At 40.7% G+C, this 19,666-nt stretch carries 16 protein-coding genes and 2 tRNA genes; 6 read left to right on the top strand and 12 right to left on the bottom strand.

Annotated features, from left to right (window positions below; genetic code table 11):
• Window positions 1-214: 214 nt before the first annotated feature.
• Window positions 215-967: an alpha/beta hydrolase gene (locus BO222_RS07420; protein WP_075819784.1), complete on the bottom strand. Its 753-nt coding sequence runs from the start codon at window positions 965-967 to the stop codon at window positions 215-217.
• A 389-nt stretch (window positions 968-1,356) separates the two neighbouring features.
• Window positions 1,357-2,463, bottom strand: a complete 1,107-nt coding sequence (locus BO222_RS07415; RefSeq protein WP_075819782.1) for a VanZ family protein — start codon at window positions 2,461-2,463, stop codon at window positions 1,357-1,359.
• 267 nt (window positions 2,464-2,730) lie between these two features.
• Here BO222_RS07415 and BO222_RS07410 point away from each other — a divergent pair.
• A tRNA-Arg gene (locus BO222_RS07410) sits at window positions 2,731-2,806 on the top strand.
• A 15-nt stretch (window positions 2,807-2,821) separates the two neighbouring features.
• A tRNA-Arg gene (locus BO222_RS07405) sits at window positions 2,822-2,898 on the top strand.
• Window positions 2,899-2,996: 98 nt separating this feature from the next.
• Here BO222_RS07405 and BO222_RS07400 read toward each other — a convergent pair.
• From BO222_RS07400 to cysK, 3 genes are all read right to left on the bottom strand, one after another.
• Entirely contained in the window at window positions 2,997-4,364 is a 1,368-nt protein-coding gene (locus tag BO222_RS07400) for a glutathionylspermidine synthase family protein (RefSeq protein ID WP_075819780.1), read from the bottom strand.
• A gap of 216 nt (window positions 4,365-4,580) precedes the next feature.
• Window positions 4,581-5,135, bottom strand: coding sequence for a DJ-1/PfpI family protein (locus BO222_RS07395; RefSeq protein ID WP_075819778.1), 555 nt, complete (start codon window positions 5,133-5,135; stop codon window positions 4,581-4,583).
• Between the two features lie 233 nt (window positions 5,136-5,368).
• The gene (gene cysK / locus BO222_RS07390) at window positions 5,369-6,298 is read right to left on the bottom strand and encodes a cysteine synthase A (protein WP_075819776.1); all 930 of its coding nucleotides are present in this window, start codon (window positions 6,296-6,298) and stop codon (window positions 5,369-5,371) included.
• A gap of 399 nt (window positions 6,299-6,697) precedes the next feature.
• Between cysK and BO222_RS07385 the strand changes: the two genes are divergently transcribed.
• On the top strand, window positions 6,698-7,078 hold the full coding sequence (locus BO222_RS07385; RefSeq protein ID WP_143356973.1) for a hypothetical protein: 381 nt from the start codon (window positions 6,698-6,700) through the stop codon (window positions 7,076-7,078).
• A gap of 50 nt (window positions 7,079-7,128) precedes the next feature.
• A complete protein-coding gene (locus tag BO222_RS07380; protein WP_075819772.1) occupies window positions 7,129-7,713 on the top strand; it encodes an SH3 domain-containing protein in 585 nt (194 codons plus the stop codon).
• 160 nt (window positions 7,714-7,873) lie between these two features.
• On the opposite strand, the gene BO222_RS07375 is transcribed toward BO222_RS07380, so the two are convergent.
• The 7 genes from BO222_RS07375 to BO222_RS07345 all read right to left on the bottom strand — a co-directional run bounded on the left by BO222_RS07375 (window position 7,874) and on the right by BO222_RS07345 (window position 17,280).
• Entirely contained in the window at window positions 7,874-8,992 is a 1,119-nt protein-coding gene (locus tag BO222_RS07375) for an NlpC/P60 family protein (protein ID WP_075819770.1), read from the bottom strand.
• Between the two features lie 700 nt (window positions 8,993-9,692).
• A protein-coding gene (gene prfB, locus BO222_RS07370) for a peptide chain release factor 2 (protein WP_178390443.1) occupies window positions 9,693-10,794 on the bottom strand; the annotation gives its coding sequence in 2 pieces (ribosomal slippage) (window positions 9,693-10,721 and window positions 10,723-10,794; 1,101 coding nt in all).
• An 84-nt stretch (window positions 10,795-10,878) separates the two neighbouring features.
• Window positions 10,879-13,359, bottom strand: a complete 2,481-nt coding sequence (gene secA, locus BO222_RS07365) for a preprotein translocase subunit SecA (protein ID WP_075819786.1) — start codon at window positions 13,357-13,359, stop codon at window positions 10,879-10,881.
• Between the two features lie 284 nt (window positions 13,360-13,643).
• Window positions 13,644-14,120 (bottom strand): S-ribosylhomocysteine lyase, encoded by a 477-nt coding sequence (locus BO222_RS07360; RefSeq protein ID WP_075819766.1) that lies wholly within the window; start codon window positions 14,118-14,120, stop codon window positions 13,644-13,646.
• Between the two features lie 130 nt (window positions 14,121-14,250).
• Window positions 14,251-15,105 carry a Cof-type HAD-IIB family hydrolase gene (locus BO222_RS07355; protein WP_075819764.1) on the bottom strand — a complete coding sequence of 285 codons (855 nt, stop codon included), beginning with the start codon at window positions 15,103-15,105 and terminating at the stop codon, window positions 14,251-14,253.
• Window positions 15,092-16,276 (bottom strand): A/G-specific adenine glycosylase, encoded by a 1,185-nt coding sequence (mutY, locus tag BO222_RS07350; RefSeq protein ID WP_075819762.1) that lies wholly within the window; start codon window positions 16,274-16,276, stop codon window positions 15,092-15,094. The genes BO222_RS07355 and mutY overlap by 14 nt, the downstream gene beginning before the upstream one ends.
• 149 nt (window positions 16,277-16,425) lie before the next feature.
• Window positions 16,426-17,280, bottom strand: coding sequence for a hypothetical protein (locus BO222_RS07345; RefSeq protein WP_075819760.1), 855 nt, complete (start codon window positions 17,278-17,280; stop codon window positions 16,426-16,428).
• A 366-nt stretch (window positions 17,281-17,646) separates the two neighbouring features.
• Here BO222_RS07345 and BO222_RS07340 point away from each other — a divergent pair, with 366 nt between their 5' ends.
• Together BO222_RS07340 and BO222_RS07335 are read left to right on the top strand one after the other, a co-directional pair.
• Complete coding sequence (locus tag BO222_RS07340; protein WP_075819758.1) at window positions 17,647-18,564, top strand: carbon-nitrogen hydrolase family protein; 918 nt, start codon at window positions 17,647-17,649, stop codon at window positions 18,562-18,564.
• A gap of 42 nt (window positions 18,565-18,606) precedes the next feature.
• Window positions 18,607-19,584 (top strand): P1 family peptidase, encoded by a 978-nt coding sequence (locus BO222_RS07335; protein WP_075819756.1) that lies wholly within the window; start codon window positions 18,607-18,609, stop codon window positions 19,582-19,584.
• Window positions 19,585-19,666: the final 82 nt, after the last annotated feature.

Here is a 19,666-nt window from a genome sequence, read left to right as displayed (position 1 = left end):
GGGAAGAGAGAATGGAGCAGTGGCAAACGGCCCTGAATCGAGTTATAGTGTGTTTGGTAATTTTGTTTATTGAGCATGAACATATTTTACCAAAAAAGGCACCTCATCCATTACGGATCAGGTGCCTCTTTTTATTTTTGGACTGTCAGAAATTTAACAGCCCCTTTGGTTCAGTTCGAATACGATCGGAGATGCTTATTGGAGTTTTCATTGGCTAATTCCAAAGAAAGTCAAAGTAATATGGAGATTCTCTATTCCAGGATTCTTCATTGTGTTTTCCGCCTTCAACGATATTGACATTTCCCCGTCCGCCGCGATATTCGAGCATTCCCTGAAAATCCTGAAGCGCTCTTTCTGAGAGGATCCGGTTTCTTGCGGAAAGCTCCTTGCTTCCAAAAGACCAATAAATGCGGGTATCCGGATTGATGTCATTATAGAAGAGCTCATCAGAAAGCCTTTCAATACAGATCATTACCGATGGCGAAAGACAGGCTGCCTTAGAGAAAACATCATTATGGTGAACCACTCCATACATGGCCATTAAGCCACCCATGGACGAACCAGCAATCCCCGTGGCCTCCCGTTGAGGCCATGTCCGGTAATGATAATCAATGTGCGGTTTGAGCTCACGGATTATCCACTCCATTAACAAAGCGCCATCTCCATTGGAGCTTCCAAAGAAAGTATTACTTAATACATATGGCGTATATTCCTGAAGGCGCTGAGATCCGCGATGATCACTCTCAATGCCAACGATAATAAACGGCTTCTGATACCAGTTCAGAAAGTTCTCAAGCCCCCAGCTCTTGCCAAAGGTCGCTTCTTCATCATGAAACAGGTTATGTCCATCAAACATATACATTACTGGGTAAGACTCATTGCTTTCATAATAATTATCGGGCAGATGCAGGTGGATTGTGGTCACTCGATTCAGCGGTGTAATCCACATATCAAATTTTTGTATCATAAATTTACGATCCTGTTCTAATGACTGATCTCACTGCGAGATCTTTTTAACGAATTCTAGAAGTTTTTCTCTTAGAAGATACCGACACAGTCATTAGCGTCTTTTGAGAATTTCAAAAGAATTAGAAATCCTCAAACTTTTATGACTTCTAAAGAGATTTTTAAAAACCTGATACTCTTAGTTTATCTTATTTTTCGGGTTGCTTGGAACTATTTGTTTGTATCAGATTTAATCGAGAGCCAAAAAACGGAACATCACAAAGCAGATGTTCCAATTTTGCAGATGTTCCAATTTTTGGTTTTGTCAGTTCGATCTATCCGCCAATAAGAAATATAGCTGCCTGCAGGCTTTTGAAGCGGATTTCATAAGTCATAATCCAGAGGTCTTTTTCAGTTCGATTCGACTCGAACCGTTGAAATTAAATGCGTTTTTGAAAACAGACCAGCCAGATTCTGTCTTTTTTCCAGAAATACGAGTAAATCCACAAGCCAAATGAATCCATAAATCCCTATCGCAATAAGCAGGAACTGCGTCTGATGAGAGTTTATCCGATAATAGAAAATCTGGCAGATCAATGGATAGCCAAGTATAAAGAGATACTGAATCGAATATCGCAGGAATAGTTTATAAAGCGGCGCTCTTCTTTGATCCTTGCTTACCACCTTCAAGGACATAATGGCTAATCCGAGAGTTCTTCCGGCAAAGATCCAGCTCATCAGTGAACTGACCACAACCGCAATAGCAGTCATATAAGCCAGAAACCGCATATGAGCAAGCGGCCATGCACTTCCAGCGTAAACCGCCATCCAGGCATATAAGGCCATATCGATTCCAATGGCAATCAGCCAGCGAAACAGAGAAACTTTCCTGCCGCGACGGTAACTTGCGGCATCGATTCGATGCCGGCTGGGCAAAAGAAGACCAAGCGGAATCATCAGGATATAACCGATTAATCCTCCAAGTGTATTGGCCATCAGATCATCGACATCGAACATTCTGTAGTTTCTAGGATAAATGAACCACAATCCTGTCAGCTGAGTCGTTTCGAGAAAAAGTGAGAATGCAAAACTCAGGATTACGCTGACAAAAATATTCTGTTTGAAGTAATAGCGCATATACATTCCAAACGGGATACACATGATGATATTGGCAATGTATTCCTTAAACGTTCTTGAATGCAGCAATTCAATCCAGGTTTTCGGATCGTCTGAAACCATTGGAGCTTCCTTAAGAATCCCTTTGATAAAATTAAAAGGTTGTATGTTATAGCGTGCGATCTGCAGATTGGCTACGTATTCCCGTGAATGAAGCGGCAATGAAGTCAGAAAGAATACTGTCATCATATACAGAATGAATGAATAGACAATCAGAATCCGGATTGAGAAAACCGATCCATATTTGTGATAGTTATAAATCACATAAGGAAGTGTAAAAACAGCCGCTATCAGCGGAAAGAAGGCAAATGACTGTTTGATAATGGAAATGTAAAAATCCATAATCCATCCCCTTTCTTTTCAAATCACTTTAGATATTACCTGTATTTGATCACAACTGAATACAAATGATTCTTCTAATATTGTAAGAAAACGCTTTGCAATCTTTCGAATCCGTTATACAGAGAATCAGACTCATATTGTCTTTTCATTTTTATTTTTTTTCATTGTCTTTTTTTTATCGGTTTTTCACTTCAGAAACAGGTGACAGATAATTTTATTGGCAGACAGTGGAAAAATCGTCCTGATTTTGTATAATATTCTGCAGACGTGCCCGTAGCTCAATGGATAGAGTAACAGATTCCGATTCTGGTGGTTGGAGGTTCGAGTCCTCTCGGGTGCGCCATTTTTTATTGAATCTGTCTTCGTAGCTCAGCTGGATAGAGCGTTCGCCTCCTAAGCGAAAGGTCATGGGTTCGAATCCCGTCGAGGACGCCATTAAAAAAAACAACGCCTTCCCCATATTATAATGAGGAAGGCTTTTTTATGCTTTTTTATTTTCGCTTTATTGTTCTTTTTGTTTTTTTGGCTGCTTCTTACTCGTCAATGACTTCCTGATCCATTTTTTCCTTTAGGAAAAAGGTCGGAATCATGCGCTCATTGTACTGGGTAGAAACAATTCCAGAATCTGAAAGACGTGAATACACTCCTGCAAACTTACCGTTATACACATAAAGACCGGTCATATTGTGATAAGGGATAAAATGATCCTGTCTGGTGTAGTCGATATTTTCACTCAGATAATGAGGAATATACTCCTGAACGATATAGTCCGTATCTTTAAAGTCGTGAAGCAGCTTTTTCCATAGCTCTGTCGAAACATCTACGCCAGCCCAGACGCCCTTGGCAGCATACGAATCTCTTGGCTTAATGATCCAGCGGTCTTTATCTTTTACAATTTTAGCCGCTGTTTTTGAATTCAGGTTCATCGTATACGGAAGATGTTTTTTAAGAAATTCTCTTTCACCTTCCGATAAAAGATCCAATATGGCTTCTGACTGCAAAGCTTCATTGATCATTTTGGAATGAATGATCTGAGTCTGAAAATCACCGACTGAAATCACTTTATTGTCCTTTAAGGCAATTAAGAATGGCAGAACGTCATGATAATTGCTCATCACATCTTTAGTCACCGCCCGGCGGTAAACGGCATCATATCGAGTTCCTGTTTTCGATGAAAACAGATTCTGACCATCATAATCCAGATTGCGGATATCCTCCAGTTCGCATGGAATTCCGTTTTGATTAAAGAGTTCGCAAAAAGCGACCAGTTCAGGATAATAAGCATCTTCAAGAAAATCTGTTATGACTACGCTTGGAACTTCCTTATCCTTCGAAGCCTTCGTCTGTTTCCAGACTTCCATAAAAGATTCAACCCAGGGCTGCATCAGATTCATATATTCAACTTCCGGCTGAAAGTGTTTAAAGGCTTCATTTTCTTTTTGAAAAAATTCTGCCATAGTATCATTCTCATACATCGCTGATGTGCCGTCCGTGTTGAATTCACAGAATTTAAAATCACCTGTGTCTTCATTATAAAAAATGTCGACTCTCAGCATTGGAATCGGAGTTTGATAACCCGGTTCATGAAGAATCATTTTTTCAAGTGCTGGATCGAATCGGAAAATTTTACGAATTGCTGGATCTTTCCGATAAGCCCTGACTATTTTGTCAAAGATTGAAATGCATGTTTTACAGATTTCCTTAAAATTCTGTTTATCTTTCTGAGTAAAAATTTTTGGAAGATACAGACTTTCAGTGTAGATATCATCTTTTTCATCACTGCCATAAGTTGAATAATGTAATGGTGAATTCAGAATGTCTTCTCTGATCTTCATAAAGCTTTCCCGGGATTGTTCCGGATTCATTTCGGCATATTTCTGCCATTTCTGTAAGTTGTTCATGTCTGTAAAATATCAGAAATTTATAATTCATTCAGAATATTGCCTGTCTGCTCATCACCTTAAAAAATATGAATCAGTTTTCATCCTCTAACTGACATTTAATCCTTGCTCAAAATCTTTGAATAATTAGATTCAAACCAAAAGAAAAAGGACAAAGTGTCTGGTTAAGTCCGCTTATACTGACTAGAACCGTTTTGTCCTTTTGTTGCTCGTATTTCAGCTTTTCTGATAATAGATCGAATCTGCAACTTCCTTTTCTTTTTCTTCAGAACAGAGAGCTCTGACCAGCGCTAAACCAAAATCAACGGCGGCGGCAGCAGATCGTCCGGTAATCAGATCACCATCTGTAACGGCATAATCCTGATCGTTAAATTCGCCCCCAAAATCTTCGTTCATTGAAAAATAGCAGGTGTATTTTCTATCCCTGAGCAGTCCCATACGTCCTAAGATCGTTGGGGATGCACAGATTGCTGCAAGCAGCTGCTTTGGATTATTGTATACTTCCTGAATCACTTCTTTTACCCGATCGTCACTCTCCAAAGACTGATAGTGTCCGCCTCCCGGCATCAATAACAGATCCACCTTGTCAAAATTATAGCCTTCCATCGGTTTAACATGATCAAATGTCAGTCCCGAGCGTCCAGTGACCTGAGACTGTCCTTTTGGACAGACCAGTTCTACATCAACACCTGCACGCTTTAACAGATCGTACGGTCCGATCATTTCAAGCTCTTCAAATCCATCATTTACTAATACTGCGGCTTTTTTCATATTATCTTCCTTCCTGTTGTTGGATCTTATCTTCAGAATATCATCTATACCTGAATTATTCTCTCCTAGAGAAATAAAGCATAAACCAAATCAAGCAGCCGATAATAATAAAGATCAACCAGCCAGACAAAAAGGAAGATCGACAAAAGTTTTTCTGTCTGATCTTCCTGGTATTCAATCACGTTTTTGATACGCTCTATATCTGAACAATTTCAGTTATTTTCACTGTTTATCTATTCCTGGAACATAGCGGTTGAAAGATAGCGCTCACCTGTATCTGGGAGCAGTACAACAATATTCTTTCCTTCATTCTCTGGTCTTTTAGCGAGCTCTTCTGCCGCCCATACGGCAGCCCCAGAAGAGATACCGACAAGGAGACCTTCTTTTTGGGCGAGTTCACGTCCGGTACTTAAGGCATCTTCATCCTTCACTTCAATGATTTCATCATAAATCTTCGTATCTAAAGTATCAGGGACAAATCCAGCTCCAATTCCCTGAATCTTATGAGGACCTGCTTTTCCTTCCTTCAGCACAGGAGAAGAAGCTGGTTCTACCGCAACAACCTGAATTTCAGGATTCTGTTCCTTGAGGTATTTTCCGGTTCCGCTGAGTGTTCCTCCAGTTCCAACACCCGCAACAAAAATATCTACTTTACCATCTAAATCCTTATAGATTTCAGGACCAGTTGTCTGATAGTGAATGGCAGGGTTTGCCGGGTTAGAGAACTGACTTGGAATAAAGGATCCTTCAATTTCTTTTGCCAGTTCATCGGCTTTGGCAATAGCGCCTTTCATTCCCTTGCTGCCTTCAGTCAGAACAATCTTGGCTCCATAAGCTTTCAGCAGATTTCTTCTTTCTACAGACATGGTTTCAGGCATAGTCAGGATAATGTTATACCCTTTATTTGCCGCAATTGCTGCCAGACCGATTCCTGTATTTCCGCTGGTTGGTTCAATAATCGTAGTGCCTGGTTTAAGCAAACCTTCTTTTTCAGCACTCTCTATCATGTTTTTCGCAATACGGTCTTTCACCGAACCAGCAGGATTGAACATTTCAACTTTGGCGATCACATTGGCTTTAAGATCGTGGTTCTTTTCCAGGTTGGAAAGTTCAATCAGGGGAGTATTTCCAATCATTTCAACAGGACTTTTATAAACTTTCATTTTTCCTCCTATTTCCTACTATTTACGTATGTTTAATAGGTTTTTTATTTTTGTTAGAATAAGTCTATCATAGGATTGTCGTGATTACCACTTTTCGCATTTGACAGTCCAATCACTATCTCATCTACAGTTTATTATTCAGTTTGTTGAAAAACATTTAATCCGCCTTTGGTTAAAGATATTTCGATTGCTGCTTTACTCAGAGGATCAGACACAGATTTTTAGGTTTCTGATAAGTTTTTGTCTGTTAATTGTCCGAAAATACAGTAAAGATATTTGAAGCCAAAAACTATGGAAGAAATTTATTAAGGAAATAAATATGACAAGAAAAGTAAAATTATTCAGTTGCTGGTATCTGGCATTCTGATTGCTGGATGCAGTTCTGGCTCCGATCAAAAAATGTCTATTATTGAATTAGTACCAGAAAATGATGAAGTTCTGGTTAATGAAAAGACTGATATTGAAATTAAAACTGATCCTAAAGACACCGCCTTAACTGCATCTGATTTTGTTGCCGGAAAGGGAAAAATTGAGGTTGATGGAAACCTGGCTGTATTTTGTGCATCAGATACTGGAACATATACGATTAAAGCTTCCAAAGACGGAATTACAAGTAATCCGGTTTCGATTAAAGTGGTTAATGCTCAAAGCGATTCAGAAAAGCCGAAACCAGAAGAAACCACCTATGATCACAAGACTTCAGATCATAACAAGCAGAATACTTCTGGTCAAACAAACAGCACAGATCGCTCATCTATCAATAATGATGGTCCTCTTTAAATACATCTGAAAAACCAGACGAAAACTCTGAACAGCCAATTCGGTTAACTGTGGAGAAGCTTTATGAAAACCCGGATAAATATGGCGGCAAAAAAATTCAGCTCATCGGTTATTTTCCGCAAGCCCTTCCCGCAATCGGCTGCGCTGAAAACAGTGAAGGAGACCCGATGACGACGATTTACAATTATGACTGTACTGAAGGAGTTGCGGTTGAAGGAAACACTTCAAATCTGTCAGGAACTTTTGTAAGAATCGAAGGCACTTTTGAAAAGAAAGATTATTCGCCAATTCATTATGCGATCACTCTGGATAACTTCGTAAATCTGGGCCCTATTGGTTCAGCTGGTGGAATCGGAGTTAATTATGGAGAAAGTATTGATGAACTCCCATCAAGCGGTCAGATCTTTTTTACAGAAAACGGAATGAACATCAGAAACGGAGAAAATGGTCTTGAATCCGAAAAATCAGGTCTTGTCTTTAACGAAGGGGATCATGTTAATTATGACAAAACCTACCAAAAAGATGGTTATACATGGATCGCGTATACTGGTCAAAGTGGTCAAAGACATTCAGTAGCTGTTGGAAATGATAAAACACTGCTCTACGGTTATTATTTTGTTCCGATCAAATCCTAATTTTTTAGTCTGATTGCCTGTTTAAAAATCAAGTTCAAATAAGAAAAGCACCTTTCAAAATATACTGGTTCGGCAGCCACTGGTCAGCTGGTCCAATATTTGAAAGGTGCTTTAATTTTATTTAGATTCAGTTTGAATGATCTGCTTCTTTTGCCTTTTTCTAACTGTTTAGCCTGAAGCCTGTCCATGGGGCAGGATTTCCAAACCAATCCTTGATATCTTCAATTCTGACGCAGTCCACTCCATCATTTGCTAAGGAGAGAATTTCTCCATTTCCAATATAAACTGCAGCGTGAGTATAGATGTTGGCAGGCGCAAAAGTTGATTTATACATGATCAGATCTCCGACCTGCAAATCGTTAAGGGGGATAATTTTCCCGTATGAATCGGCATTGATCATCGTTTCGTTGCAGTTAGGAAGATTTAGTTCGACCTGGTTTACCTTTGAATGAACATATGAAGCAAAGCCCAGGCAATCGAGCGCATAATCTCCTTCTCTGCCATGAGCAGTATAAACGACGTGAGCAACCAGACCAGCTGCGGCCTTTAAAAGTTCAGCTCTTAAAGTATCCGCCTCGGCTTCAATCCATTTTCCTTTTACCCATAGTCTGACCATATCATTAGTTTCTTCGATTACGTTTGAGTTTAAAGTTTTTTCATTACGTGTCAGAATTCTGCCTTGTACATCTGCCATATAAAGCTGATCACCGACTCTGAAAATTCCGGTTTTTAACTTCCCGTTTTCATCCGCATAGATCCAATTTTCACCGTTGTTATAAAAGTCGTTTTCCACACGAACTCCATCAGAGAGTCTGAAAAACGAATAACTTCCATCTTTGTTTTTCAGCTGACCTTTATACATCTGACCATATTCCTCACCTGGAACATCTAAAAAATAATAAGTAACCTTATGATCTTTCATTCCTCGATAAGGAATAGTAACAATTCCGGTTGTGATATCGCCATTAAGATCTAAAAAATATTTTTTTCCATCGAATTCCTGCAAACCAGTTTTTGGAGTATCAGTAAAATCACGCCAGCTTTTAACAGTTTTCGTATCCGTCTGTCTAATAATTGATGAGATTTTATTTGAATTGAGTGACGACTTAAGAAAGTTGATTTCAGCTGAATAAACCAGACTCGATTTTATCAATGGCAAACCAAGAACTAACAGACAAAAGCCAGAAAATAAGATTTTCCTGATTGGTTTAAACCTTCTGTTTTTTATTTTCAAAACATAGTCTAAAGTTGCTTTAATTCCAGTTTTATTTAAGAACACAATTATCTAACCTCTCAGTCAGTATCTTATTTATACGATTTTCAATGATTATATTAATATGCAAGATATAAATATTCACACTTTTTGCCAGATGCCTATAATGTTTTTGCATAATAAAAAATTATATATTTAAATTTATCTTACCGATCCACAAAAAATAAGATTTGAAATATGATTTCTATACCTATTTGCTCGTGTTGATAGACTCAAGTTTGTAACGTTTACTTATTTAACGTCTATAAGTGCAAGAAACATATCATGAGCTTTAATACATTATTGGCTTAGAGTGAGTTCATACAATACCCCTTTTTTCGACTACTTGCATGGCTTAGAACCTGGTCCATTAACCAATTTACGATGACATACGTGTACGTGGGAAACTCTTTCATGACTAAAAGTAATAATTTTATTTAATTACTGGTTATTTAACCATATCGAAATCCGTTCATATTTAAGTCTAAGGTAAATTAATGCAAACTTTACCTGCACAGTGTTGTATCGGAATTGTTCACATACTCAAAATTTCGATTTCTGTTTCATTTGCATCACTTTGCCAATGTTGAGTATTTATTACTGCCCGCTAACAGTTTAAAACCTTAGTCGGGATTTTCACCTATAAACTTCGTCCCATGCCTAACATATCTAAAAAAACCTTCCACATCTCTGGAAGGTTTTGAATTTACAGTTATTTTGACAATCTTTATTGGATCTGCGATTTGAGATAAGCCCAGATAAACCCATCGAGATCGCCATCCAGTACGCTTTGAACCTGACTGGTCTCATATCCGGTCCGGACGTCTTTGATTAAGGAGTAAGGATGCAGCACATAGCTTCGAATCTGGCTGCCCCACTCATTAGCGAGGGTTTCCCCTTTGAGTTCAGCAATCTTCTTTTGCTGGTTTTCGATTTCGAGCTGCAGCAGTCTGGATTTCAGAATATTTAAAGCTTCTTCACGGTTTTGAATCTGTGAGCGGCCGCTTTGACAGGTTGCTACAATTCCGGTTGGCTTATGAACCATTCGAATGGCTGAATCTGTCTTATTAATATGCTGACCACCAGCTCCTGAAGCCCGTTTGGTTTCAATCAGAAGATCTTCCGGTTTAATTTCAATTTCGATTTCATCATTGAACTGCGGCATCACTTCAAGGGAAGCAAAGGAAGTATGCCTTCTTGCTCCGGCATCAAAAGGAGAAATTCGAACCAGGCGGTGAACACCCTTTTCTCCTTTGAGATAGCCATAAGCCTTATCTCCTTCAACCAGGAAAGTCACTGATTTAATTCCAGCTTCTTCACCTGGCTGATACTGCAAAACAGAAACCTTAAATCCCTTTTTCTCACAATAGCGGGTATACATGCGGTAAAGCATATTCGCCCAGTCATGTGATTCCGTTCCGCCGGCTCCAGGATGAATTTCCAGAATCGCATTGCTGCCATCATATTCACCGGAAAGCAGAACCTTAATCTCAAATTCATCCATGGCCTTAACCGCGCTTTGCGCTTCTTCATCGGCCATGTCCATCAATTCTTCATCATCCTCAGTCTTTAGTACTTCTGCCATTTCTTCCAGAGAGTCAAACTGTTCTTTGAGCGATTCATAGCTGCTGACGATATCTTTGAGTGAGTTGGTCTTACGGATGACGTTCTGTGCCTTTTTCTGATCAGTCCAGAATCCATCTTCCATGGTCTGATCTTCAAGTTTCTTTATTTCTTCTCTTTTTCCTGGCAAGTCAAAGTGACTCACCCAGAGAGTCCAACTTCTCCAGGTGAGTAGAAATAATTTGTTTAAGTTCGAAAAGTTCCATCATTAAATGTTCCTTTTATCTGTGTAATGAATGAATCATGTCAGCTGTAAACTGACTTGGCCTGAAAGTCTTAGTTTAAGAAACTTATTTGGCCAGCTCTTTTTCAGGTTCAGCTTTCGCTTTCTTTGATTGCTGAACTCTGTTTTGCAGCGCTTTTTTGGTCGCTTCCTGCGGAGTGATCTGAAGATTGATTCGAATCTTAAGCAGGAAGGAGACGATCTCGCGGTCAATGCGCTGATTCATCTCTTCAAACATGTCAAAGCCTTCCTGAACATACTGCTGCAGAGGGTTGTTCTGAGCATAGGAGCGCAGGTAAATCCCGCTTCTCAGCTTGTCCATACGGTCAATGTGTTCAATCCAGTTGCGGTCGATATTTCGAAGAACGACTTTCTTTTCAAAAGGCAGAAACTGGGTTTTGGCTGGAGAGATTTCTTTTTCAAATCCTTCCCAGAGCGTATCAAAGACAATTTTCTTGATTTCTTCAGGAGATTTGCCTTCAAGCTCAGAAGCCTTCGCAAGGCTTTCTTCCTTGGCTCCAAGCACTTCGAGTGATTTCATCAATCCTGGAATATCAACTTCAGCTTTGCGGCCTTCGGTCGTATTGGCTTCAACAGCCTGGTCGATCACCTTTTCAAACATCAATCGGACCATATCATGCACGTCATCGGATTCGAGAACCTTGTTTCTCTGAGCATAGATGATTTCGCGCTGACGGCGAAGAACATCATCATAGTCAAGAAGATTCTTACGGGAATCAAAGTTGAATCCTTCGACTTTTTTCTGAGCCATTGTAATCGAACGAGTAACCTGTTTGGATTCGATCTGATCTTCTGAACCCATGGCGGAGAACAGAGCCTTCAATTTATCGGTACCAAAGCGGACCATCAGGGAATCTTCAAGAGATACATAGAAACGAGAGAATCCCGGATCTCCCTGACGGCCGGAACGTCCGCGCAACTGGTTGTCGATACGTCTGGATTCATGACGTTCAGAACCTAAAACGGCCAGACCACCGAGTTCACGGCTTTCCTTTGTCAGTTTAATGTCGGTACCGCGTCCAGCCATGTTGGTTGCGATTGTCACTGATTTAGGACGGCCGGCATTGGCAATGATTTCGGCTTCCCGCGCATGGTTTTTAGCGTTCAGCACTTCATGAGGAATGCCTTCCTTTTTGAGCATGTCTGAGATCAGTTCAGAAACTTCTACGGCAATGGTACCTACCAGCACCGGCTGACCTATTTCATAGAGTTCCTTGACCTTGCGTACAAGAGCCTTGTATTTATCTTCCTTGCGTCCATAAATTTCATCAGGAAGATCCTTACGGGCGATCGGGCGGTTTGTCGGAATTACGACAACGCGCATGTTATATGTATTCAGGAATTCTTCTTCTTCAGTTTTTGCCGTACCTGTCATACCTGCCAGTTTTTCATAGAGACGGAAGAAGTTCTGATAAGTGATTGTAGCCAGTGTTGAAGTTTCTTCCTTGACTGGAACCCCTTCCTTGGCTTCAATCGCCTGATGCAGACCATCTGAATAAGCCCGTCCAGGCATCATACGTCCAGTGAACTGGTCGACGATAACGATCTCCTTATCATCGCTGACCACATATTCCACATCACGCATCATGATGTAGTTGGCTTTAAGAGCCTGATTGATGTGGTGAACCAGCTGAGTGTTTTCAAGATCATACAGGTTGTCCAGGTTGAAGAATTTTTCTGCCTTGACAACTCCATCATCCGTCAGCATGACCTGACGGGTCTTTTCATCGATGTCATAGTCTCCGCTGATCAGATTTTTTTCCTTCGTCAGTTTGTCATATTCATATTCCGGAGCAGTCAAAGTTTTAACAAAGCGATCGGCTGCCACGTAGAAGTTTGCGGTTTTCTTTTCTCCGCCTGAAATGATCAGAGGAGTACGGGATTCATCGACAAGAACAGAGTCGACCTCATCGATAATCGCCATGTACAGGCCACGAAGTACGCGGTCCTTCACATCAACAACCATGTTGTCTCTGAGGTAGTCAAATCCTAATTCGGAGTTTGTTGTATAGGTAATGTCTGAAGCATAGGCTTCGCGTTTTTCAGCTGCTGAAAGTTCGCGTTTGTTTACACCTACACTCATACCCAGAAAACGATAGATTTCACCCATCCAGGCCGCATCTCGTCCTGCCAGGTATTCATTGACTGTAATGACATGAACCCCTTTTCCTTCGAGAGCGTTCAGATAGACTGCCATGGTTGCGGTCAGGGTTTTACCCTCACCTGTTTTCATCTCAGCGATATCACCGCGGTGCATCGCTATACTTCCTTCAATCTGTACTTTGTATGGTTTTTCACCAATGACACGAAAAGCTGCTTCACGCGCTGTCGCAAAAGCTTCAGGCAGCAGGTCATCGAGTGTTTCGCCTTTTGCAAGTCTTTCCTTATATTCAACGGTTTTATTTCTCAGTTCATCATCCGATAAAGCTGCCATTTTATCGTCATAGGCAAGAACCTTATCAGCAATTTTTTCAAGCTGTTTGAGTTCTCTGGCTTCTTCAGAGAACAGTCCGCCAAAAAGAGCCATCTGCATTCTCCTTTCTCATTCATTTATGAAATGTATTTTCGATATTCTGAAAGGAAGTCCAATCTTATTTAGGCATTACCATCTGATTAAGATTGGATAGCCGGACAATTTACATCCTGACCAATAGATCTTCCTCAATTTATATGCGCTTTTTAAGGGCGCTTCATTGCGTCAGTTTCCAAAAAAATTCGCAAGTATCATTGTATAACACGAATGTGAAATTTCATAGAAGCGTTGAAGACTTCCCAAAGTAAAGTAAGCTATCCTATTCAATTCAAATGATTTCAGACAAGAATCCGCTCAAAAGCGTCTTCAGAAATTCCCTTATCAAGAATTTCGGCTGCCCAGGCCTTGGCTCCCGTTAAGGAATGATCCTTATAGTTTCCGCATTCCTGCCTTTTGATTCCAGGCACTTCTTCCCATGTCGTTTTGAGCACCTGCTGCAAAGCGTATTTTAAGGCGCTGGCCGCCTGATGAGGATCGGCTTCTCCCCAGCAGAGCAGATGAAATCCCGTTCTGCATCCATAAGGAGAACAATCGATATATCCATCCAGCTTTTCCCTTAAATACTTGGCCAGTAAATGCTCAAGTGTATGCATGGCAGCGGTCGGGATCTCTTGAACATTGGGGGCAACCAGTCTGACATCGTAGTTTGTCAACGGATCTCCATGTTTTGAATACTGAGTTTCAATAACTCGAACATAAGGCGCCAGGACCTTATCGTGATCAAGAGTAAAACTTTCAATGATTTTCTCTTCCATCTTTATTCACCTCTTAATATTTATCTTTCGCGAACTGTGACATTTATCTGTAGTTCGAAATTTCTCTATAATCTCTTGTTTGCGGCTTACCAGCTTTCAATCAGGCAGCCCAGAGCGTCTTGATCAAAGCTTATTCTCTTTTTAGAAGATTGTCCCTGAGAAATTGAGCTACTCCATCTTTTGAGTTGGATTGAGCGATATATTTCGCTTTCTCCTTAACTTGTCCCAGGGCATTCGAAACCGCTACGCCAATTGTACCTTCAAGCATTTCAAGATCATTATTATCATTTCCAAAACTCAGTATTTCATCCGGACGAATTTTCATCTCGTCTGCAACTTTCAATACCCCTTCAAGCTTTGATAGCTGCGAGCTGATAATCTCAATTAAAAATGGGCCTGATTGAAAAAAACGATATCCTCTGGTCAGGTCATTATGATGATTTTTCAGGTAGCGAGAGATCGTCCAGGGCATTCCGACTGCCATCAGCTTCAATGTATCCTGTTCAAGATCTTTTCTGGAAACGACTTTAAGCTTCAGCCTGTTTCTTTTAGCCATTTGCGAAACCAGAAAATTTGTACGGTCGGCAAGAATTTCTTCTCCCTTGTATTCGGCAAAGATGACTGAATAGCCATTGAAAGTGTCCATGACTTCTTTAATCTGATCCTGTTTTAGATTCAGCCAGGAATCGGTTTTCTGAGTTTTGGGATAATAGATTGCGCCCCCATTAAATCCAAGAACAAAATCTACATCATTTTCAATTCCCCACACCGGAAGCATATTTCTTAATCCATCGATCGGTCTGCCAGAACAGATTCCAAACAGAATCCCCTGTTTACGAATCTTTCGAATAATTTCTTTCGCATTTTCTGATAGGGAAGAAGGTCTGTAAAGCAGGGTTCCATCGAGATCACAGACAACCATTCTGATCTTTTCCGGATGAGTCAATCTGCTGCCTTTTATAGTCACATTCTCATTTGAATTCATCTTTTTCATTCTCCAATCCAATTGTCTGTATCGTCATTGAATCACTCTGATTCATATTGACCTGATCGTTTAAAATCTTTCTGGCCCTATTAAAAAAGGGCATAAATGCCGTTGGCAAAGCATAAACAGACGCTATATCATCCATTGGAACAAACTGAGCATGGTCTGGTTTCTTTTGCAAAGAATCTGTCTGTTGGCAGAGTCTTTCTGAATCTTCATAGGAGATCACGGCTAGTTTTGCATTCATATGCCATTCCTTATGCGAAAAGATATGAATATAGCTTCCCAGATCAAAGACTCTGTACTCTTTACCTTGCGGCTTTTGTTCTCCAAATTCAAAAAGTCCGCTTAACAATCCCTTTTCTGAACGCTTCTGAATTTTGATGTCATAAGAAGCCCTGGATACATGTGAATGATCTTTCTTATTTTCCATCGATTCTCTGGCGATCACCCAGATTTCCCTGTTTTCAATCGTTCTGGGCTTTTTTATGCTCTTCATTGGATATTCAAGCTGTTTCCCCGACTTTCTTGAAAGGCAGAACTTTTCAAGCGGACAAAACGAGCAGGAAGGAGATTTCGGCAGACAGACTAATGCACCAATTTCCATTAACGCCTGATTGAAATCACCGCATAAGTCTGCTTCAGGCAAAAAGGCTTCAACCAGAGCGGTCATCTGTTTTTTTCCTGAAGCCTTGCCAGGATCTTCGCCAAATTCAAATAGTCTAGAAAAGACTCGAATGACATTTCCATCAATGGCTGAGGCTTTTTGCCTGCCGGCAATGGAAGCAATCGCTCCAGCGGTATAATCCCCGATTCCCGGCAGCTTTTTGAGTTCTTCTTTTTTCAAGGGAAAAACTCCATCGTATTCTTCCATGATCATAATAGCCGCTTTTTTCAGTGACCTGGCTCTGGAATAGTATCCAAGCCCCTGCCACATAGCCATCAGTTCATCATCGTCTGCTTGTGAAAGGCTTTTAACATCAGGATACTTCTGAATGAAGCGTTCAAAATAAGGAATCATCGTCTCAATGCGAGTCTGCTGAGCCATGATTTCAGAAATCCAGATTCGATAGGGATTTTTATCTTTTCGAAAGGCAAGTTCCCGCTTGTTTCGTTCATACCAGATCAGAAGATTCTGAATAAATTGTTCTTTAATGTACGTTGGATTCATCCGGACAGTATATCGACCGATCCTTCTTTTGACAATTCTTCAAAAAACGAAAAAAGCCGCCTGTCCACAGGACTTGCGGCTGAAATTCACCAATTCATCATTTCTTAAAAAAATCAGCAATCAAAGAATCAGAGTCTGACTTCAGAAAATCAGTTTAGACCAACCGTAATATAGCGGCAGTTTCCCGTGATATGGGATGGTTCAGTTCCTGCTTCTACAAAGAAGCAGTTGTCTCTTGAGGCATGAAGTATTTCATCTTTTCTTTCCAGAACTGCAGATCCTTCAATAAATACGAGCACATAGAAACTTTGATCATCCGCATCGATATCCACCCTTCCGTTGAGTTCTACCAGATCAACATCAAATACCGAGTTTTTAAACAGATGAATGCTTCTGGCCTGACCATCTTCAAGCCATTCACTTCTTGGATGACGATTATCAGTTGGTCTGAGAGTGATGGCGGAAATAACATCATTGGCTGACCAGGTAATATCCTTGCCATCCTTTTGAATTTCGAGAACTTCAATCTCCGGATCCATCGCATAGACCGTACCTGCCGGTACTTCAAAATAGTCTCCCTGACTAACCTGAACCGGCCTGAGGTAATCGCCTAATGTTCCATTCTGAATGGCTGAAGTCAGCTGATCAACACTGATTTCTTCGGCCATGCCAAATCCGATCACTGAATCCGTGGCGGCTTTCAGGATGTACCAGAATGTATCCTTCTCGGTATCTGGATTGACCTGGATCATATTCGGATTGTTATTGGAAAGAATTCGAATGGAAATCGGGAATTTATCATATTTTCTGGCGTTTGTGCCCAGAACCTTCCAGCCTCTGTTTTTGATATAGTCACGTAAAGTCAACCCGGCTTCCTTGCCGGTTACTACTTCACTTTCATTTCCCTTTTTGCAGGAGAGTAGAACTCTGACATCACTTGGCGTCATCGTATCCGCTGATGCCTGCTGACATGCTTTTTCGCTTGCAAGCTTGATAATTGCCATACTGCACCTCCATCATATTGCAATTTATAACTGTTAATAAAAGCATCAAATACTGATTAAATTATATTATTTTACCGTTATTACGGGCTCATGCATACCCGCCTGAAAATGCAATCCGAATGCAAAACGTCTCTCACTAAAGGAATGAAAACAATTCTATTTTCATGATAATTATAACTTCACTTACAATTCCCATCTTTTCGCTCAATTTATGTCTGCATTGTCAATGAAAAACCGCTTTCATAAAACTATACCGCGTGCCTGCTTAGATTTCACTTTTGATTTTTTTATAATGACTCTCGTATCTTTGAATTTGTATCCATTTTGGATAATTATTTTTTACTTCGATTCGATTATGAGGTGACTATGAAGATCGCTCTGATTCAACCCAGGATAACGGATAACCTGACTGATAACCTCAAGCAGGTTATTGATGCCCTGGATCACTGTAGGGAAAAGGCAGACCTTGCTGTATTACCTGAGCTCTGGAATACGCCTTTTATAAATTCAGAAATTTTATTGCATCAGGATGATGGTCCAACCATTCTTAGAGCCCTTCAGGAATCATGCAAAAAGAATGGGCTATGGCTGATTGCCGGATCCATTGTCTGGAAAGAGTTCTCTTCTAATCCATCCGATCCTTTCAGTAAGAACTCTATTAAAAGCAGCAGTAAAAATTCTGATCTGTCCTTTCGCTTAAGGAACAGATGTTTTGTCATCAATGACAAAGGTGAGATCCTTACTTTTGCCGATAAGCTTCATTTGCTTGAAGTTCATACTCAAAAACATTCGTATTATGAATCTGATGTTTTTGAAGCTGGAACTTCATTATGTACATTTGGGACTCCATGGGCCAGTTGTGCTTTATGCATCTGCTTTGATGTCCGCTTCTGCGAACTGACCAGACTGCTATGTGAAAATGCCCAGATTTTATTTGTCCCTGCCAATTTCAACGCCAATGTTGGACGAAAGCAGTGGAAAAGTCTGTTATGCGCAAGAGCGATCGAAAATGAAGTGTTTGTCATCGGTGTGAATCCGCAGGCAGCCCAATATGAAAACATGTCGACATATGGCCATTCTCTGGTTGTTGCTCCGGATGGAACAATTATTCAGGAAATGAGTGCAGACGAGCAATTATCCATCATTGAGATTCAACCTGATCGAGTTCAGAAAATCAGAGCGCGTTCTCCCTATTGGAATTTAAGAAGAAAAGATCTTTATTCGCTGAGCTCATCCATAACAATTGAAAAACCAGACTTACCAAAATCAGAAAAAAAGAAATGAATTGATCACAAAAATTTCTATTCAGAAAGGAAAAAAACTGATATGAAAAAAATTAATTTCACTGAAATCGCTGGCTTTCAGAGTGGCCAGGCTACAGATACCGAAAATGGTACAGGTGTAACGATCATTCTTTCGCCAGCTGGGGCGACTGCTGGCGTTGATGTTCGCGGCGGCGGGCCAGCTACCCGTGAAACCGACCTTCTCGATCCAAAAAACATGGTTCAGAAAATCAATGCAGTTACTTTATCTGGAGGAAGTGCCTTTGGCCTTGAAGCCAGCAGCGGTGTCATGCAGTACTGCCGTGAAAAAGGCTATGGTTTTGGACTGAAGGAATTTGTCGTTCCTATTGTCTGTCAGGCTTCTCTGTTTGATTTAGGCTGCGGATCTTCCCTGGCTTATCCAACCCGTGAAATGGGTTATCAGGCCTGTCTGGATTCTGAAAACAATCATGTGAAGTCCGGAAATTATGGGGCTGGAACTGGAGCTTCCGTAGGAAAGGCGTTAGGTTTTGACAAAGCCATGAAAACCGGTCAGGGTACCTGTGCTTTTGAAATTGACAATCTGCAGGTTGGAGCCATTGTGGCCGTAAATGCCTGTGGTGATGTCTTTGAGCCCAATTCAACCAACCGTCTGGCAGGGATTTATGATCCAGCAACAAATTCAGAAATCAATACGGAAGAAGCGATTTTAGCTCTTGCTTCTTCTGCAATCAATTCAACGTCTGAAAATACAACCATCGCCTGCATCATTACCAATGCAGATCTGGATCAGGCTCAGATGACAAAACTTGCCGGTATGGCTCAGGATGCTTTAGCAAGAACGATTCGTCCGGTTCATACTCCTAATGATGGAGATACGGTCTTTACCATGACAAGCAATCAGGTGAAAGCTCCGCTCGATGTCGTGGCACTGATGGTCATCCGCGCTCTTGAAAATGCAATTATCGATGCCGTTGTGAGTGCTCAGGATGCATATGGGCTTCCCTGCTCCAATACTGTCCTGGCAAATCGTCAAAAGTAAGTAAACTGGTTTTTAAATTTTTCAGAATGACTGAAATCCAAATTATCAAAAAAACGTCTGTCTGATTGGCAAAGTCCCTTCA

Source organism: Ileibacterium valens (assembly GCF_001945525.1).
Lineage (GTDB): Bacteria > Bacillota_I > Bacilli_A > Erysipelotrichales > Erysipelotrichaceae > Ileibacterium > Ileibacterium valens.
This window is presented reverse-complemented; position numbering and strand designations above follow the sequence as displayed.

Excerpts from the sequence above, each read along its gene's own strand:
- BO222_RS07415 (WP_075819782.1), bottom strand. The coding sequence starts at position 2,463 with ATGGATTTTTACATTTCCATTATCAAACAGTCATTTGCCTTCTTTCCG.
- BO222_RS07340 (WP_075819758.1), top strand. The coding sequence starts at position 17,647 with ATGAAGATCGCTCTGATTCAACCCAGGATAACGGATAACCTGACTGAT.
- secA (WP_075819786.1), bottom strand. The coding sequence starts at position 13,359 with ATGGCTCTTTTTGGCGGACTGTTCTCTGAAGAAGCCAGAGAACTCAAA.
- mutY (WP_075819762.1), bottom strand. The coding sequence starts at position 16,276 with ATGAATCCAACGTACATTAAAGAACAATTTATTCAGAATCTTCTGATC.
- BO222_RS07395 (WP_075819778.1), bottom strand. The coding sequence starts at position 5,135 with ATGAAAAAAGCCGCAGTATTAGTAAATGATGGATTTGAAGAGCTTGAA.
- BO222_RS07385 (WP_143356973.1), top strand. The coding sequence starts at position 6,698 with ATGTCTATTATTGAATTAGTACCAGAAAATGATGAAGTTCTGGTTAAT.
- BO222_RS07345 (WP_075819760.1), bottom strand. The coding sequence starts at position 17,280 with ATGGCAATTATCAAGCTTGCAAGCGAAAAAGCATGTCAGCAGGCATCA.
- BO222_RS07400 (WP_075819780.1), bottom strand. The coding sequence starts at position 4,364 with ATGAACAACTTACAGAAATGGCAGAAATATGCCGAAATGAATCCGGAA.
- BO222_RS07335 (WP_075819756.1), top strand. The coding sequence starts at position 18,607 with ATGAAAAAAATTAATTTCACTGAAATCGCTGGCTTTCAGAGTGGCCAG.
- BO222_RS07355 (WP_075819764.1), bottom strand. The coding sequence starts at position 15,105 with ATGAATTCAAATGAGAATGTGACTATAAAAGGCAGCAGATTGACTCAT.
- BO222_RS07420 (WP_075819784.1), bottom strand. The coding sequence starts at position 967 with ATGATACAAAAATTTGATATGTGGATTACACCGCTGAATCGAGTGACC.
- BO222_RS07360 (WP_075819766.1), bottom strand. The coding sequence starts at position 14,120 with ATGGAAGAGAAAATCATTGAAAGTTTTACTCTTGATCACGATAAGGTC.
- cysK (WP_075819776.1), bottom strand. The coding sequence starts at position 6,298 with ATGAAAGTTTATAAAAGTCCTGTTGAAATGATTGGAAATACTCCCCTG.